Annotated in this window: 13 protein-coding genes; 4 read left to right on the top strand and 9 right to left on the bottom strand. The window is 46.1% G+C overall.

The features are described from left to right. Nucleotides 1-183 precede the first annotated feature (183 nt). The 3 genes from LZG72_RS13145 to menB are packed head-to-tail and all read right to left on the bottom strand — an operon-like array spanning nt 184 to nt 3,035. Nucleotides 184-1,761 carry a hypothetical protein gene (locus tag LZG72_RS13145; protein ID WP_233872729.1) on the bottom strand — a complete coding sequence of 526 codons (1,578 nt, stop codon included), beginning with the start codon at nt 1,759-1,761 and terminating at the stop codon, nt 184-186. After that, nucleotides 1,748-2,161 carry an EVE domain-containing protein gene (locus LZG72_RS13140; RefSeq protein ID WP_233872726.1) on the bottom strand — a complete coding sequence of 138 codons (414 nt, stop codon included), beginning with the start codon at nt 2,159-2,161 and terminating at the stop codon, nt 1,748-1,750. Before LZG72_RS13140 ends, LZG72_RS13145 begins: the two co-directional genes overlap by 14 nt. A 49-nt stretch (nt 2,162-2,210) precedes the next feature. Then, nucleotides 2,211-3,035, bottom strand: coding sequence for a 1,4-dihydroxy-2-naphthoyl-CoA synthase (menB, locus tag LZG72_RS13135; protein ID WP_233872724.1), 825 nt, complete (start codon nt 3,033-3,035; stop codon nt 2,211-2,213). Between the two features lie 126 nt (nt 3,036-3,161). On the opposite strand from menB, the gene LZG72_RS13130 reads away from it, so the two are divergent. Both LZG72_RS13130 and LZG72_RS13125 read left to right on the top strand, forming a co-directional pair. Continuing rightward, the gene (locus tag LZG72_RS13130; protein WP_233872723.1) at nt 3,162-4,214 is read left to right on the top strand and encodes an AMP-binding protein; all 1,053 of its coding nucleotides are present in this window, start codon (nt 3,162-3,164) and stop codon (nt 4,212-4,214) included. Nucleotides 4,215-4,220: 6 nt separating this feature from the next. Next, entirely contained in the window at nt 4,221-5,000 is a 780-nt protein-coding gene (locus LZG72_RS13125; protein ID WP_233872721.1) for a hypothetical protein, read from the top strand. Between the two features lie 9 nt (nt 5,001-5,009). Here LZG72_RS13125 and LZG72_RS13120 read toward each other — a convergent pair whose 3' ends face one another. From LZG72_RS13120 to topA, 4 genes are all read right to left on the bottom strand, one after another. Further along, nucleotides 5,010-6,089: a helix-turn-helix transcriptional regulator gene (locus LZG72_RS13120; RefSeq protein WP_233872719.1), complete on the bottom strand. Its 1,080-nt coding sequence runs from the start codon at nt 6,087-6,089 to the stop codon at nt 5,010-5,012. 74 nt (nt 6,090-6,163) lie between these two features. Further along, nucleotides 6,164-7,045, bottom strand: coding sequence for a bifunctional 5,10-methylenetetrahydrofolate dehydrogenase/5,10-methenyltetrahydrofolate cyclohydrolase (locus LZG72_RS13115; protein ID WP_233872717.1), 882 nt, complete (start codon nt 7,043-7,045; stop codon nt 6,164-6,166). Further along, nucleotides 7,045-7,737 carry an NAD-dependent deacylase gene (locus tag LZG72_RS13110; RefSeq protein ID WP_233872715.1) on the bottom strand — a complete coding sequence of 231 codons (693 nt, stop codon included), beginning with the start codon at nt 7,735-7,737 and terminating at the stop codon, nt 7,045-7,047. The genes LZG72_RS13115 and LZG72_RS13110 overlap by 1 nt, the downstream gene beginning before the upstream one ends. A gap of 84 nt (nt 7,738-7,821) precedes the next feature. Continuing rightward, nucleotides 7,822-10,233, bottom strand: a complete 2,412-nt coding sequence (gene topA / locus LZG72_RS13105; protein WP_233872713.1) for a type I DNA topoisomerase — start codon at nt 10,231-10,233, stop codon at nt 7,822-7,824. Nucleotides 10,234-10,598: 365 nt separating this feature from the next. Between topA and LZG72_RS13100 the strand changes: the two genes are divergently transcribed. After that, a complete protein-coding gene (locus LZG72_RS13100) occupies nt 10,599-13,370 on the top strand; it encodes a bifunctional aconitate hydratase 2/2-methylisocitrate dehydratase (protein WP_233872711.1) in 2,772 nt (923 codons plus the stop codon). A gap of 56 nt (nt 13,371-13,426) precedes the next feature. Continuing rightward, a complete protein-coding gene (locus LZG72_RS13095) occupies nt 13,427-15,694 on the top strand; it encodes an aconitate hydratase (protein ID WP_233872709.1) in 2,268 nt (755 codons plus the stop codon). Between the two features lie 71 nt (nt 15,695-15,765). Here the strand turns inward: LZG72_RS13095 and lspA are convergent, their stop codons facing one another. Together lspA and LZG72_RS13085 are read right to left on the bottom strand one after the other, a co-directional pair. Beyond that, a complete protein-coding gene (gene lspA, locus LZG72_RS13090) occupies nt 15,766-16,278 on the bottom strand; it encodes a signal peptidase II (protein ID WP_233872707.1) in 513 nt (170 codons plus the stop codon). Next, on the bottom strand, nt 16,278-16,964 hold the full coding sequence (locus LZG72_RS13085) for a DUF1080 domain-containing protein (RefSeq protein WP_233872705.1): 687 nt from the start codon (nt 16,962-16,964) through the stop codon (nt 16,278-16,280). Before LZG72_RS13085 ends, lspA begins: the two co-directional genes overlap by 1 nt. Nucleotides 16,965-16,971 lie beyond the last annotated feature (7 nt).

The following is a 16,971-nucleotide window of genomic DNA, read 5'->3' as shown; positions in this document are numbered from 1 at the left end:
TTGTTGTTGGCTGATAGCTATTAGCTTTTAGCTTTTAGCTTTGTTTTTTGCAGTTAAATGCAGACGATCTGCATTTTGTATTAATTAATTTCAGTAGTATCAGCAAGCGCATAGAAAAAAGCGAAGAAAAAAAGCTAACGGCTAACGGCTAAAAGCTAACAGCTAATGGCTAACAGCTAAAAGCTAGTACGCAATCTTATTCAAATAAAAAACATTCCTTCGTCCCCTGGTTTGTGGGTCGCCGGCGGCGTTGATGATGCGCTGCTCGCCCCAGGCAAGGTAAAAGTTTCCGTACCAGTAGTCGATGTCGTCGGTGCTGGTTTTCCGTACTTTATCACCTTCTACATTGGTTTCATTCGGTATAACCCGGTCGCTGTCAATAACCTGGTCGCCTTTTATGATCTTACTGCGAATGCCGCCATTGTGACTGTAAACCAGTCTGGAATTGCCGTTTGCGAATGTCTGGACGCGGATTTTCTCTTTCAGCTCCATACTTTTTACATTGTCGAAGTTAATGCTGTTATCCCACAGCAGCTTCCCGTTTTGATCCACATCCGCAACGATGGCATGTGTGTATGTGAAGCCGTCAAAAACCTGCTGATTGTAGCCCCGTCCTCCGTACATCGGGTTCCATAAGTAAGGATTGTAAAGTCCCATTCCAAACGGGTAGCCAATTAATCCACCATACCCGTAACCGCCCATTATATTCGGGTTTTGGTACCGGTATTCGGGATAAAAGACTTCTGCAACGAGGAGGAAATTGTTGCTTTTCGGTACAACGTCATGAACCAGCAAACGGTAGTTGAGTTTCAGATCATCCCCACTTTCCTTTTTCTTTTTAATGCGCCTTTCCATTTTTTCCTGCTGGCGCTCGTTCATGAAGTTGAAGAAGTTTTTGAAATCGGTAAAACTATGGTACCGGGTAAAAACCGTCTCCTCGTTGATGATTTTACTGATATACAAACCCTGAGAAGCTGCATTGCTGCTGCTTTGCATATTGCGATAACCATACGTGCCGATCACGACGCGGACAGAATCATTCAGGACCTGTAATCTGCCACTCAACAAAGAAAAGTCATCTTCCGGGTCAACCGAAACCTGCGCGTACAATTCGCCGGTCTCCTCGTAGGAACGCGCGACAATTTTGGTTTGCCTGCCTTTTTTTACCGCAAAACACACATTCACAAGGTGATGCGCAGTATCCACTTCAACGGTTTGAATGGCATTTGAACCTTTAATGGCGGAGGGTAACACCTTAGTTTGTGACGTGGTGAGTTGGGTATAAATAAGTACCGGCTCGTTACGCACCATTCCGGCCATAAATACCGAATAACCGAGCGTTTTAAAATCGGTGATCTCGAAACGGTCGAGCGTATTGATCGTAAAAGTTTCAATAAAGCCCGGTCTTACATTCACTTTCACAATTTGATACAACGAACTGCGGTATTTACTAAAAAGCAAAAAAACAGCCTGCCCGTCGTAGGAAGACGTAACATAATCCAGATTTGACTCGATGGGGCCATCAATGGACCAGACCCGGTCCAGGTTCGTATCAAATTTTTGAACGTTAAACGTACCACGGTCGGGTTTAGAGATCAGTAGCACACCCTGCTCCCCGAGTGGCACCGCCTGATAGGCAGCGTTGCCGGCCAGAGGCAGTTCTATTCGTTTGACACCCTGCCCGAGGACGTGCACCGAAATGGAAACCAGAAAGTAGATAAATAGCCTCGTTTTCAAACCGGTGAATTTATTCAGCATCATGGGCCAGTGCAACAATGATATCGAATTCGGCAGGTTTAACCGGCACAACGGACAATCTTGACAATTTCACTAATGCCATTTCTTTCAGCCTCTCATCCGCTTTGATCTGTGCCAACGTCACCGTTTTCGGGAATTTTTCAACCGGAACGACATTCACAACTACCCAGTCACCTTCCTTGGCAGTAGGATCGGGATAATGTTCTTTGGAAACTTTTGCCAGCCCTACCACTTCTTTACCTTCATTACTATGGTAAAAAAGTACGGGATCACCCACTTTCATGGCCATCAGATTATTGCGCGCGGCATAGTTGCGAACACCGTCCCACATTCCTTCTTTTTCTTTCACAAGTTGGTCCCAGGGATATGCGCTGGGTTCAGATTTTACAAGCCAGTGGTTCATAAGATTAGATCAGGTAATACTAATTAGAATGTTGGATCGAGGAAACAGATCAGGGGAATTTGGGGAATTTGCTAAAATCAGGTGTTCTCTTTTCAAGGAACGATTTTTGGCCTTCTTTCGCTTCTTCGCTCAAATAGTACAGCAATGTCGCATTTCCGGCAAGTTCCTGAATCCCAGCTTGTCCGTCCAGTTCCGCATTGAATGAGCTTTTGAGCATCCGGATTGATAGAGGGCTTTTTTCCTGGATTTTTTTACACCATTCAACCGTCGTCTTTTCCAACTCTTTCAGAGGTACTACTTTATTTACCAAACCCATTTGCAACGCTTCCTGCGCATCATACTGATCACAAAGGAACCAGATCTCACGAGCCTTTTTCTGGCCGACCACGCGTGCCAGGTACGAGGCACCGAAACCACCATCGAAGCTGCCTACTTTCGGTCCGGTTTGCCCGAAACGCGCATTTTCTGCTGCAATGGAAAGATCGCAGATAACATGTAGAACGTGCCCGCCGCCGATCGCCCAGCCTGCTACCATCGCAATCACCGCTTTTGGAATGGAACGGATCATCCGTTGCAGATCGAGTACGTTCAAACGCGGCACATGATCGTCGCCGATATAGCCGCCGTGTCCGCGGACGGATTGGTCGCCGCCGGAGCAAAATGCTTTGCCGCCCTCACCCGTTAGAATAATGACATCGATACGCGGGTCTTCCCGGCAAATATGCATGGCATCGATCATTTCCGTCACAGTAAGTGGCGTAAACGCATTGTGTTTGTGCGGACGGTTGATACTTATTTTCGCAATTCGTTCATGAAGTGTGAACAGGATTTCCTCGTATTCTTTAATGGTTTCCCATTGAAATGAGCTGGACATAAATCGAAATGTAAATGAATAATGATGCAAATGCGGCCAGATCTGAACGCAGCCTGCATTGCTTAATCCACGAAATTACAGATTGTTTGGGTTTCCTTCAAAAACAAATGAATAACTTTCGGGCAAATGAAATGGGTTACCAGCAATATCGTTTTTGATCGGCAAAACAAACCGGGGCACGCTTATTTCGGCCGGGCTTACGATTTTATAAAAGCCTGGAATGACGGCCAGGAGGCGTTTGTTCTGCAAACTTCCGGATCAACAGGTTTGCCGAAACCGATCACTGTTACAAGGAAACAACTGACAGCCAGCGCACGAATGACCGGCAGAGCTTTGAACCTGAATGCTGGAACCCGCGCATTGGTATGCCTCAATATCTCCTACATTGCCGGCCTGATGATGCTGGTCCGAGGAATGGAACTGGGCTGGGAACTGACCATCATCGAACCTGCTGCAAATCCGATTTTAAATGAGGAATTAGCTGATTTCGACTTTGTTGCACTGGTACCTATGCAGTTAGCAGAGATTTTGGATAATCCTTTGACAACAAGCAAAATCGAGAAGCTTGGGAAGGTTTTACTCGGAGGTGCGGCTGTCAGTATTTCGTTGCAAAAACGCATTGAGCATTTGGAGGTACCTGTTTTTCAAAGTTATGGAATGACTGAAACCGTTTCCCATATTGCATTGAAACAACTGAATGGACCTCATGCCAGCGCTGGTTATACTTTTCTGCCAGACATTGAATATGGAACGGATGAACGCGGTTGTCTCTTCATTTCGGGAGTGGTTACAAATCACGCATTGATCCAAACCAATGACATTGTGGCAATCTCGGGCAATCAGTTCGAGTGGATTGGCCGAGCGGATAACATCATCAATTCGGGTGGCGTAAAAATCTTTTTGGATCAGGTTGACATTCGCATTGCGGAAGTTTTTTACGATTTAGGTGTGCCAAATGCTTTTTTTTCCTGGCATCAAACCGACGAAAAATGGGGACAGAAACTGATCCTCGTGATAGAAGGCGAAGTGAGCGCTTTTACTCAAGAACAGCTCACTAATGAAATTAGGAAGCAGCTTTCCGCGTATGAAACCCCGAAAGGTATTTACTTTGTGGAACGGTTTAGCAAAACGCCGACAGATAAGGTGGACAAACGCCTCACAATTCAACAGCTTTTTTAGTACCAAATGGATCTCAATCTTCAAATACCCGGCGAATACATTATCAGGTTTGAAACTGCAACGGTCGTTCCGGCTCCGTATGCACATTATTATACCCTCAAAATGAATTTTTCTGCCGAAGAAAAACTCTTAGTGGACTTCGAAATAGTTTATACGGACCGTGACGGCATCTCGGAAGATGACCTGTACGACGAAGGTTTTTCCGAAGATGACGATTACAAATGGAACGGCGAGGTTCCGGCGATCTGGATCAGTGAATTCCGGAACATTCTGACTTCGTCGAAAATAATCCGCAAGCGAAATGAGAGTGAGTATGAGGATTTTATCGAATTGGAAATTGAGGAGAATGAGAAAAGAGTAACCATTTATCCGGTCGATAAGGAACGCTGGTCCTATTTTCTGCAGGAATTCATGCAGGCTATTTTTGAGACGGGCGGAAAAGAAAAACCGTTTGAAATGAGTTTTTTAGACATTGATTCAGATAAACAAACTTCCATTGATCTGATCGCTTCGTTTGGAGACAAAACCTTTAAAATAACGAAAGACAAAGGAACAGCACGGAAGCTGGAATGGGCACAACTGCAAAAGGTAATGGATACCGTTTACAGAGCGGAATTTGTGGCTGACAATGCATCCGAGTCAAAGCCATCCAAAAAAGGCAAATACATTACCGCTGGCGACGGGCTTTGGTATCAACTTGGAGTAGCGGTTCTTGAAACAACCTCTAAAAGCAAAGATCTTGCTAAGATAGAAGCTTTGTTCGCAACGCTTTCAAGCAAGATTTAATGCGATTTTCTACTGCCGGTACTGAGCAAGTTCCTGCTGCAATTCGTCGATAAGATTATATATTTTTTCCAAAGAAGGCTGTGGAGCAGGCATTTGTGAACTCACGAATGCTTTTACTTCCCAGACTTCCAGCACATCCTGCAACGGAACTTCCAAGTTGGGCATTCCAGGATTATCGGAAGCTAGCAGCAGAATCCCAGAGGTTTTCACGTGATTGTAAGCTCTGCTGCAGATCACACCGTGGCTGCGCAGCACAAAAACATACTGCATTCCATCCTTGATGTCATACCAGTTGCGGATAAATGTCCCGATCAGCAATGCATTCGGGTATATAAAATCTTCACCGCTTTCAAATCCACGATAGTATCCGGCAGGCAGATTTGGCAGCTGGAATGCAGGTAAATTCGTCAGATAGGACGGATTCTGAAAGTTGGCCAGGTATTCCTGCTGTTTACTTCTGGCTATCCATTGAATCGTCGGATAACTTTCCGCCCGGCTCTCCACCTGGTTATTGAACTGACCCGCCTGATATTGATTGTTGAAAACCGGAAACTGTCCGGCCGTATGCGGCTGTACGAACTGAGGTTGCGGAGCTGGATACTGTTGCACGGGTTGCTGTGGAATCGTCGTTTGAATCACTGGTCGGGGTGCCGGAACGGGTTGCGGCGTTTCTCCGCTCACCGGTTTAAGGTTTACCTGCCTGGAAACCATTCTGATCGGCGGCTCTGGCTGCTGGTATTTGTCCATGATTTTCGCCAGTGGCTGCGGCTCCGCGAATGTTGGTGTGCGGGCCGGAACAGGCGTCTGTGCATTCCCGGAATGCGAAACGGTCATAGGCCGCGGCGAATTCAGCGGGAGCGAAAGGTCAGGCGTTTCTCTTAGTTTTCTGAGATCGTTTTTTAGCAAATTATCGACGGTGATGCCGAAAGCAGCCGCCATATTTTTGAGGTTAGTAAGATTGGGATTGGCGCGGGCCTCTTCATATGCACCGAGTAGTGAGCGTTTAATCGCTATTTTTCGGGCAAATTGTTCCTGGGTCAGCCCATTTAGCCTTCTCAGATATTTGATGTTATTGCTTACAATACTCATAGTAGAGACTTTCTGTAAAAGTACTTACTAATTGACAAATGTTTTAGTAAAAAGCAAATACAGAAAGTTTTACTCTACTTATAAATCTCTTTTTTTGCCGCTTTAAATGTATTGGTGAGCAATCCGCAGATGGTCATAAGCCCCACACCGCCGGGAACCGGAGTAATGTAACTAGTTTTGGCAGCAACGTCATTGAAATCGACATCGCCTTTGATAGAGAATCCGCTTTTTTTGGCTTCGTCGACAACGCGGGTAATGCCTACGTCGATGACCACGGCACCTTCTTTCACGTAGTCGGCTTTCACGAATTCGGGTTTGCCCAACGCGACTATGAGGATATCCGCCGTCTGGCAGATTTCTTTCAGGTTCGTGGTTTTACTATGTGTGATTGTAACTGTGCAGTTCCCGGGATACTCATTTCGCTGCATTAAAATGCTCATCGGAAGCCCCACAATCTGACTCCGGCCAATTACTACGCAATGTTTGCCACTGGTTTCAATGCCCGCCCGGATCAGCATTTCAAGGATTCCGAATGGTGTTGCTGAAATGTAAGCCGGAAGCCCTTTACACATTTTACCGACATTCACCGGGTGAAAACCGTCCACATCTTTCGCAGGATCAACTGCTTCCATGACGGTATTTTCCGAAATATGTTTTGGCAATGGGAGCTGCACAATAAAGCCATCCACATCGGGATCGTTATTGAGCGATTCAACCGCATTCAGCAATTCGCCCTCCGTGGTATCCGGATCGAAACGCAAAAGGGTAGAGGTAAAGCCTATTTCTTCGCAGCTTCTGATCTTAGAAGCCACATATGTTTCACTGGCGCCGTCGGCCCCAACCAGAATAGCGGCCAGATGCGGCTTTTTCCCGCCGCCGGCAATCCATTTTTCTACTTCTTCTTTGATTTCGGATTTGATTTGGGAAGAAATGGCTTTCCCGTCAAGTAATTGCATTAGCTTTCAGTAGGTAAATATTTGGTAATCAATGTTTCCATCCCGGTTGTGGCCTTTTCCTGAATGAAAGTCATATTGGGTTTTATGCTGATCTCAGGCTTCGCCGGATCGATAATATAAACCGGTTTGCCACGCTTTACATAATGTACCAGGCCAGCTGCCGGATACACGGCCAGCGACGTACCGATCACGACAAAAATATCTGCTTCTTCAGTAATTTCCACGGCAGTTTCCATCATCGGGACTTCTTCGCCGAACCAGACAATGTGCGGCCGAAGCTGGCTTCCCAACTCGCATAAATCGCCTTTTTTTAACTCCCAGGAGGTCATTTCATAAACCAGATCGGGATTCTTGGTACTTCTGGATTTGAAAAGTTCTCCGTGCAAATGCACCACTTTTGTAGAACCTGCCACTTCGTGCAGATTGTCTACATTTTGCGTGATGATGGTAACGTCAAATTGCTTTTCAAGCTCCGCTAATGCGTAATGAGCCGCATTTGGTTTGACGCTGTCAGCCTGTTTTCTTCTTTGATTGTAAAAATCAAGTACCAATTCCTGGTTTCTCACCCATGCTTCGGGCGTCGCCACATCTTCAATGCGGAAGTTATCCCACAACCCGCCATTGTCGCGAAAAGTACTGATGCCGCTTTCGGCGCTGATTCCTGCTCCTGATAAGATTACGAGTTTTTTCATTTTAAGTGTGTTTTTTTATGCCACGAATACACGAATGAAACACGAATGCATTAGTGGGCAATTAGTGTATTCGTGGCAAATAATCTACTCTTTTTTAACAACCTTCTTAGCCGCAGGTTTTTTAGCGGCAGCTTTTTTAGCAACCGGCTTTTTCTCCGCTGCTACTTTAGGCGCCGCTGCTTTTTTAAATCCGCCTCTTCCCGCCGGTTTATCCGGAGTTTCCGCAGCCAGCTTTACGATTTCTTCATAAGTCAATGCCGCCGGATCCGAACCTTTCGGGATCTTCACATTCTTTTTACCAAATGCGATATAAGGTCCGTACTTTCCATTCAAAACCTTCGCAGCGGGGTCTTCGCTAAACTCTTTGATCGTCCGGCTGCTGTCCTGCAAACGTTTTTGGATAATGATCTCCACCAGACGATCTTCAGTCACAGCCATCGGATCATCCGTTTTCAATAGCGAGAAATATTTGCCATCGTGTTTTACGTATGGTCCGAATTTCCCGATGTTGACGATCAGTTCTTTATCCTCATACAAACCCACTTCCCGCGGTAGTTTGAACAGTTCAAATGCCTCTTCCAGCGTGATGTTTTCCATCAGCTGACCTTTCATCAGACTGGCAAACTTCGGTTTTTCCTCGTCTTCGGCGTCACCGATCTGCACGTAAGGTCCATACTTGCCGATGCGGACCGATACTTTTTTACCCGTCGCAGGATCTTCGCCCAGGTCTCGCGAAGTCAGACTTCTGTCGATCGCTTCTTCACGTGCCTCAGTTACTTTTTTCTGGAATGGCGTGTAAAAGTTCTTGATCATCTGCCTCCATTCAAGCTGACCGTCGGCAATGTTATCGAAGTCTTTCTCCACACTCGCCGTGAAAGAATAGTCGATGATGTCGTTGAAATGGCTCACCAGGAAGTCGTTAACGACCATCCCCGTACTGGTCGGGAACAATTTGGCTTTCTCCGAACCGTATATTTCTTTATTAACCTTGCTTTTTATCTGATTATCGGCAAGTGTGAATTCTTTGAAATCACGCTCAAATCCCTGGCGGTCTTCTTTTACGATATATTCACGCCGAAGGATCGTGGAGATCGTCGGCGCGTATGTGGACGGACGGCCGATACCCAGTTCTTCCAGCTTTTTCACAAGACTTGCTTCCGTGTAACGGGGCGGGTTCCGGGTGAATCGTTCCGTTGCTTTCATGTCGGCAAGATTCAGGATCTGGCCGATGTTCAATGGCGGAAGCATTCCTTTTTGTTCTTCGTCACCCTCATCGTCGCTCGATTCGAGGTATACTTTAAGAAAACCTTCAAATTTGATCACCTCACCTTGTGCTACCAGCTCTTCGGAAGCAGTTGATATTCCGATGGTTGCGGTTGTACGTTCCAGCTGCGCATCGGACATTTGTGAAGCAATCGCCCGTTTCCAGATCAGTTCGTAAAGACGCTGTTCATTCCGGTCGCTGCTGCCATTTAACGTCGAGAAATCCGTTGGCCGGATGGCTTCGTGAGCTTCCTGCGCCGATTCGTTTTTGGTCTTAAAAATCCTTTTGTTATAATATTCCTGACCGTACTCCGTGGTAATTTGCTGTCTTGCTTTTTCCAGCGCTTCTTCCGACAAATTGGTCGAGTCGGTACGCATGTATGAAATTTTACCGGCCTCGTACAATCGCTGAGCGACGGTCATGGTCTGAGCTACTGAAAAGCTCAGTTTCCGGGATGCTTCTTGTTGTAAAGTAGATGTTGTGAATGGCGGTGCAGGTGTTTTTTTAGCTGGTTTTACTTCAAGATTTTTGATAGAAAACTGTGCTCCGATGCATTTTTCGAGAAATTTGAATGCATCTTCTTCATTCGCAAAGTTCTTAGCCAGTTCTGCATTTAAGACTTTGCCATTTCCAAGATCGAAATGCGCAGTTACTTTAAAGCTGCTTTTACTTTTGAATGCATCGATTTCCCTTTCTCTTTCCACTATAATCCGAACCGCAACAGACTGCACGCGGCCGGCCGAAAGGTTTGATTTACCAATTCTGATTTTTTTCCAAAGTACCGGCGATAGTTCATATCCCACAAGTCTGTCGAGGATCCGGCGTGCCTGCTGGGCGTCAACGAGGTCCGCATCAATGGTCCGTGGCTTGGCGATCGCCGTCTGCAATGCAGATTTCGTAATCTCACGGAATACAATACGTTTGGTATCATCCGGTAGGCCCAGTGCCTCTTTCAAATGCCAGCTGATCGCTTCTCCTTCGCGGTCATCATCCGTTGCGAGCCACACTTCTGCGCCTTTTGCAAGCTTTTTGAGCTCTGAAATTACCTTGACTTTGTCGGCAGAAATCTCATAAGACGGCTGAAAACCATGTTCGACATCAACTCCCATGTCATGTTCGGGAAGATCGCGGACGTGTCCGAAACTTGACTTAACCGTGAAATCCTGTCCTAAATAACTTTCAATGGTTTTGGCCTTCGCCGGTGACTCTACGATCACCAGATTTTTTGACATAACTTTGGATTTAATGGATCTGGTAGCACTTTGAATGTCCAAATATAGGGGACAATCGAAAAAAAAGTAAGATTGGTAAAAAAAGCTGAGGGAAATATTGGCCAGCTTCTCAGATCAACCCGGACGCATTTTAATTAATTCCTTTATTATGTTGATGCAGAGAACAAAAACGGGTGGGGCAGGGTTTTCTAAAAGAACACTAGTATATAATGATGCTAAATAGTATCGAAAATAGTCGCAATTCCCTTCCTATATTGGGTAAATTCGTATTTTCGCGCGTTTTACAAACAATAAATAATCCAATTACAGTTAAATACTATGGCTTTTAATCAGGACATGATTAAGGTCATTGAAAAGAACCAATCATGAACATTTATAAGGATTACATTCAAGAAATTGAAGAAAGAAAAACCCTGGGACTTCATCCAAAGCCGATTGATGGCGCAGAATTGTTAGGTGAAATCATCGCTCAAATTAAAGATACGGAAAACGAGTACCGCGAAGACTCTCTCAAATTCTTTATTTACAATACTTTACCAGGTACAACGAGTGCTGCCGGCGTGAAAGCCAGGTTTCTAAAAGAGATTATTCTTGGAGAATCCGTAGTGGCAGAAATATCACCCGCTTTTGCTTTTGAGTTGCTGTCTCACATGAAAGGCGGACCGTCCATTGGCGTATTGCTCGATCTTGCCCTGGGTGATGAATTATTTATCGCAAAACAGGCTGCGGAGGTTCTTAAAACGCAGGTTTTCCTTTATGATGCAGACACAGATCGCCTGAAAGAGGCATTTAAAAGTGGTAATGTAATCGCCAGAGAAATTCTTGAAAGTTACGCCCGGGCTGAATTCTTCACTAAGCTCCCCGACGTACCGGAAGAAATTAAGGTCGTGACTTTTATCGCCGGCGAGGGCGACATTTCAACAGATTTGCTCTCCCCGGGTAACCAGGCACACTCCCGGTCAGACCGTGAATTGCACGGCCAATGCATGATCACGCCTGCGGCACAGCAGCAAATCAAAGCGTTGCAGGAAGAACATCCTGACAAAAACGTGATGCTGATTGCCGAGAAAGGTACAATGGGCGTGGGTTCATCCAGGATGTCTGGCGTGAACAACGTGGCGCTTTGGACGGGTAAACAAGCTAGCCCGTATATACCCTACGTGAATATTGCTCCGATCGTTGGAGGTACGAATGGAATCTCTCCGATTTTCCTTACTACGGTCGACGTGACCGGCGGTATCGGTATCGATCTGAAAAACTGGGTAAAAAAGGTGGATGAACACGGTAATGTTGTCCGCAATGAAAGTGGCGACCCTGTTTTGGAAGAAGTTTACTCGGTTGCTACAGGAACTGTTTTAACCATTAACACGCAAACCAAAAAACTTTATAATGGCGACCGGGAACTGATTGACATTTCCAAGGCGCTCACTCCACAGAAAAAAGAATTTATCAGGGCGGGCGGATCATACGCCATTGTATTTGGTAAAAAGATCCAGACGGTCGCAGCGAAGATTTTAGGCATCGAACCTACTCTTGTATTTGCGCCATCCAAAGAGATTTCCAACGAGGGACAAGGTCTGACAGCGGTTGAAAAAATATTCAACAGAAATGCGGTTGGTACCACTCCGGGTAAAGTTTTACACGCAGGTTCGGATGTTCGTGTAGAAGTTAACATTGTCGGCTCGCAGGATACGACAGGTTTGATGACCGCTCAGGAACTGGAATCAATGGCTGCGACAACGATTTCGCCGATTGTTGACGGTGCGTACCAGTCAGGCTGTCATACGGCGTCGGTTTGGGATAAAAAAGCGCAGGCAAACATTCCGAAACTGATGAAGTTTATGAATGACTTCGGCCTGATCACTGCGCGTGACCCGAAAGGGGAGTATCACTCCATGACCGATGTGATCCATAAAGTACTAAACGATATCACGATTGACGAGTGGGCGATCATCATCGGTGGCGACTCTCACACAAGAATGTCCAAAGGTGTTGCTTTTGGTGCTGACTCAGGAACCGTTGCGATTGCATTGGCTACCGGTGAGGTATCCATGCCAATCCCTGAATCCGTGAAAGTAACGTTCAAAGGCGACATGAAAGAGCACATGGATTTCCGTGATGTGGTGCATGCTACACAAGCTCAGATGCTTCAGAAGTTTGGCGGAGAGAACGTATTCCAGGGGAGGATCATTGAGGTTCATCTTGGAACGCTACCAGCCGACCAGGCATTCACGTTTACAGACTGGACTGCGGAAATGAAGGCGAAAGCTTCCATCTGTATTTCTGAGGATGATACTTTGATCGAATCACTGGAAATTGCGAAAAACAGGATCCAGATCATGATCGATAAGGGAATGGAGAACCACAAACAAGTTCTTCAGGGATTGATCAACAAAGCGGATAAGCGGATCGCTGAAATTAAATCAGGCGAAAAACCAGCTCTGGTCCCCGATGCCAATGCAAAGTATTACGCGGAGGTTGTTATTGACCTCGACGTGATCGTAGAGCCGATGATTGCCGATCCGGATGTTAACAATAAAGAAGTTTCCAAGCGGTACACCCACGATACCATTCGTCCGCTCTCTTATTATGGGGAGGATAAAAAGGTAGATCTTGGTTTTGTCGGCTCCTGCATGGTTCACAAAGGAGATTTGAAAATTGTTTCTCAAATGCTCCGGAATCTGGAGTACCAGCAAGGAAAGGTTGAGTTCCACGCTCCGCTGGTTGTGGCAGCGCCAACCTATAACATTATAGAAGAGCTGAAAAAAGAAGGTGACTGGGATGTATTGCAGAAATACTCTGGTTTCGAATTCGACGATAACGCTCCGAAAGTCGCGGCACGTACGGAATACGAAAATATGATGTATCTGGAACGTCCCGGCTGTAATCTTTGCATGGGTAACCAGGAAAAAGCTGCGAAAGGAGACACTGTTCTGGCAACCTCGACGCGACTTTTCCAGGGAAGAGTTGTGGAAGATTCAGAGCGCAAAAAGGGAGAGTCATTGCTCGCATCCACACCGGTGGTGGTGCTGTCTGCAATCCTTGGACGCATTCCTAATGTGGATGAATACAAAGCTGCGGTGGTCGGCATTGACCTGACCAAGTTCGCGCCTCCCGTTAAGCAGCTGAGCAGATAGTGATTTTGGTACAGTTATTTATAACTGTGAGTACATAAGTATTAATTACAAAAGATATGGCATTTGACTTAGACATGATCAAGGGCGTTTATGCCCGCATGCAAGATAGAGTTGAAGCTGCCCGGGCAATTGAGGGGCGTGCTTTGACCTTGGCAGAGAAGATCCTATATTCTCATTTGTGGGAAGGTACACCCACCCAGGTTTACGAACGTGGGAAGTCGTATGTAGATTTCGCTCCCGACCGCGTTGCCATGCAGGATGCGACTGCCCAAATGGCCCTTTTACAATTTATGCAGGCTGGCCGCCCGCAAGTTGCCGTTCCTTCAACTGTACATTGCGATCACCTGATCCAGGCAGAAGTAGGTGCAGTACAGGATTTGGCCACTGCTGTCGATAAAAATAGAGAGGTATACGATTTCCTTTCCTCCGTTTCCAACAAATATGGTTTAGGTTTTTGGAAAGCGGGTGCAGGTATCATTCACCAGGTCGTTCTTGAAAATTATGCATTTCCAGGTGGTATGATGATCGGAACGGATTCTCATACGCCAAATGCAGGTGGTTTGGGCATGATCGCGATTGGTGTCGGTGGAGCGGATGCGAGTGATGTAATGTCAGGGCTTGCGTGGGAATTGAAAATGCCAAGATTAATCGGTGTAAAATTAACCGGCAGACTGAGCGGGTGGACAGCAGCGAAAGACGTAATCCTTTGGGTTGCAGGTCAATTGACTGTGAAAGGTGGGACAGGATATGTAGTTGAATATTTTGGGGAAGGTGCTGAAAGCATTTCTGCTACCGGGAAAGCGACCATCTGTAACATGGGTGCTGAAATCGGTGCTACAACCTCGATCTTCGCATACGATAAAAGAAGCGCAGCCTATTTGCGGGCCACAGAACGTGCAGACATTGCAGATGCAGCTGATGCGGTTCAGGAATACCTCCGTTCCGATGACGAAGTCTATGCTGATCCTGCAAAATACTTTGATCAGTTGATCGAGCTTGATCTTTCTGCATTGGAACCACACATTAATGGTCCTTTTACACCGGATCTGGCGTGGCCATTGTCGAAATTCGCTACGGCTGTGAGAGAAAACGGATGGCCGGAAGTTCTTTCGGTGGGGTTGATTGGGTCTTGCACGAACTCGTCTTATGAAGATGTAAGCCGTGCGGCTTCTCTTGCACAACAAGCTGTTGATAAAAAATTGCAAGTAAGTTCAGAATATACCATTACTCCCGGTTCTGAGCAGGTAAGATATACGGTGGATCGTGACGGTTTCCTGGATACGTTCGCTCAGATTGGCGGTGTGGTTCTCGCGAACGCTTGCGGGCCTTGCATCGGACAATGGGCACGTCACGGGGCTGAGAAAGGAGAAAAGAACTCCATTATCACTTCTTTCAACCGTAACTTCTCGAAACGTGCCGATGGTAATCCGAACACGCATTCATTTGTAGCATCGCCCGAAATTGTCACCGCAATGGCTATCGCCGGACGTCTTACTTTCGACCCGCGCGTTGACAAACTGGTGAATGTGGACGGTGAAGAAGTAATGCTCGACGAACCAAGTGGCCTGGAATTGCCTACACGCGGATTTGCGGTAGAAGATGCCGGGTACCAGGCTCCGGCCGAAGATCCAAGCCAGGTTCAGGTTTTGGTGAGCCCAACTTCTGACCGTCTTCAATTATTGGCTCCATTTGCTGAATGGGAAGGAACAGATCTGAAAGGTTTGAAACTGCTCATTAAAGCAAAAGGAAAATGTACGACCGACCATATTTCAATGGCAGGGCCGTGGTTAAAATACCGTGGGCACCTTGATAATATTTCGAATAACATGCTGATCGGCGCGGTAAATTTCTATAATGAAAAAACCAATACCGTTAAAAATCAGCTTAGTAATCAATATGGAGAAGTTCCTGCTGTTCAGCGTGATTATAAAGCGCACGGAATCGGAACGATCGTAGTCGGCGACGAAAACTATGGAGAAGGTTCATCCCGTGAGCATGCAGCCATGGAGCCGCGCTTCCTGGGGGTTCGTGCAATCCTGACGAAGTCTTTCGCCCGTATCCACGAAACCAACCTGAAAAAGCAGGGAATGCTTGCATTGACTTTTGCAAACACGGCTGATTACGATAAAATCCAGGAAGATGATACCATTGATATCGTAGGATTGGAAAACTTCGCCGAAGGTCAGCCATTAACAATCGTACTGCATCATAACGACGGCACAAACGAAGAATTCCCGGTAAACCACACGTATAACAATCAGCAGATCGAGTGGTTCAAAGCCGGTTCAGCATTGAATATTATCAGAAGATCGGTGGGAGTGTAGAAAGCTATTAGCTTTTAGCAGTTAGCTGTTAGCCAAACTTTGTTTTTCAGCTAACAGCTAACAGCTAACAGCTACCCCAACATCCTCCCTCTCTGCCTCTGATACGATTGCGCCAGAAAAATAAACATCCCCGTCATAATGGAGACATCGGCCATGTTGAATATTCCTGTTTGGAAAAGGCCGAAGTTGAGATGCATGAAATCGGTGACGGAACCGTGTACCATGCGATCGTAAATATTACCGATGCCGCCTCCGATCGCGAAGCTCAGCGAAAGCGCACTCAACCAGGTCAGGTTCTTTTTCATTAAGATATAAACGATCCCGAAAATAAGGGCGATCAAAGGAATAACGGACAAAACGATTAGCTTGACCGTGTGAGGTAAATTTCCTCCGATGCTCAGAAATGCGCCCGGATTTTCGACATACGTGATGGTAAACAGATCTTTAACAATCGTCCTGGTTTCGTAAAAACCGATATTTTGGCGAATTACGTTTTTAGAGATCTGGTCGCAACCGATGTTGGCAACGACGATAAATACAATCCCTATATTTCTGAAAATCCGGCTGGATCTGAATGTTGGCATTATTTGGTTAGTGTTTTAATAGGCGTAATCTGCATTTCCCTGAACTCAACTTCCGAACCTTCCGATTGTACTGCGATCTGACCTTTTGAGGCGGTCGCATTGTACCCATGATTGACCATTTCGCCATTCAGCCACACCTTGATCGAATTTTTAACACATTCGATCACCATGGAATTCCACTCGCCCAATGGCTTTTCGGTTCCGTCGGTCAGGTTTGGAATGCGGCGCAGCTTGTCTCCATTCACGCCCCATTTTTCTTTCGGGCCACGTCTTTTTTCCATATCCGGAACAGTTATATCCTCCTGGATGCACCAAAAATCACCTGCATTCTGGTTCATCATTTGAACTTCAATTGATTTGGGGAACATTTCATATAACGCCCGGTGAGTGGATACAAATACCAGTGCGCCGCAATTTCCCGGCTTTCCGGCAAAACGATACTGAAAGGTCCATCTGAAATTCTCGTATTGCGCATCGGTAATCAAATGTCCACCCGGCGCACCTAAACTCACCAATAATCCATTGCGAACCAGAAAGGGGCTTTTTACAGACTTGTCTTTGTCCATTTCAGGAACGTCGACGTGCCATCCTTTCAAATCTTTCCCATTGAAAATGGATTTGGATTGTGCTTTGGAAGATTCGTTTAAAAGGAATGTGAATGCAGCCAGGAATAACAGTTTTTTCATGCGGGTC

Origin of the sequence: Dyadobacter sp. CY323, from assembly GCF_021390245.1 — a bacterium.
GTDB lineage: Bacteria > Bacteroidota > Bacteroidia > Cytophagales > Spirosomataceae > Dyadobacter.
This window is presented reverse-complemented; position numbering and strand designations above follow the sequence as displayed.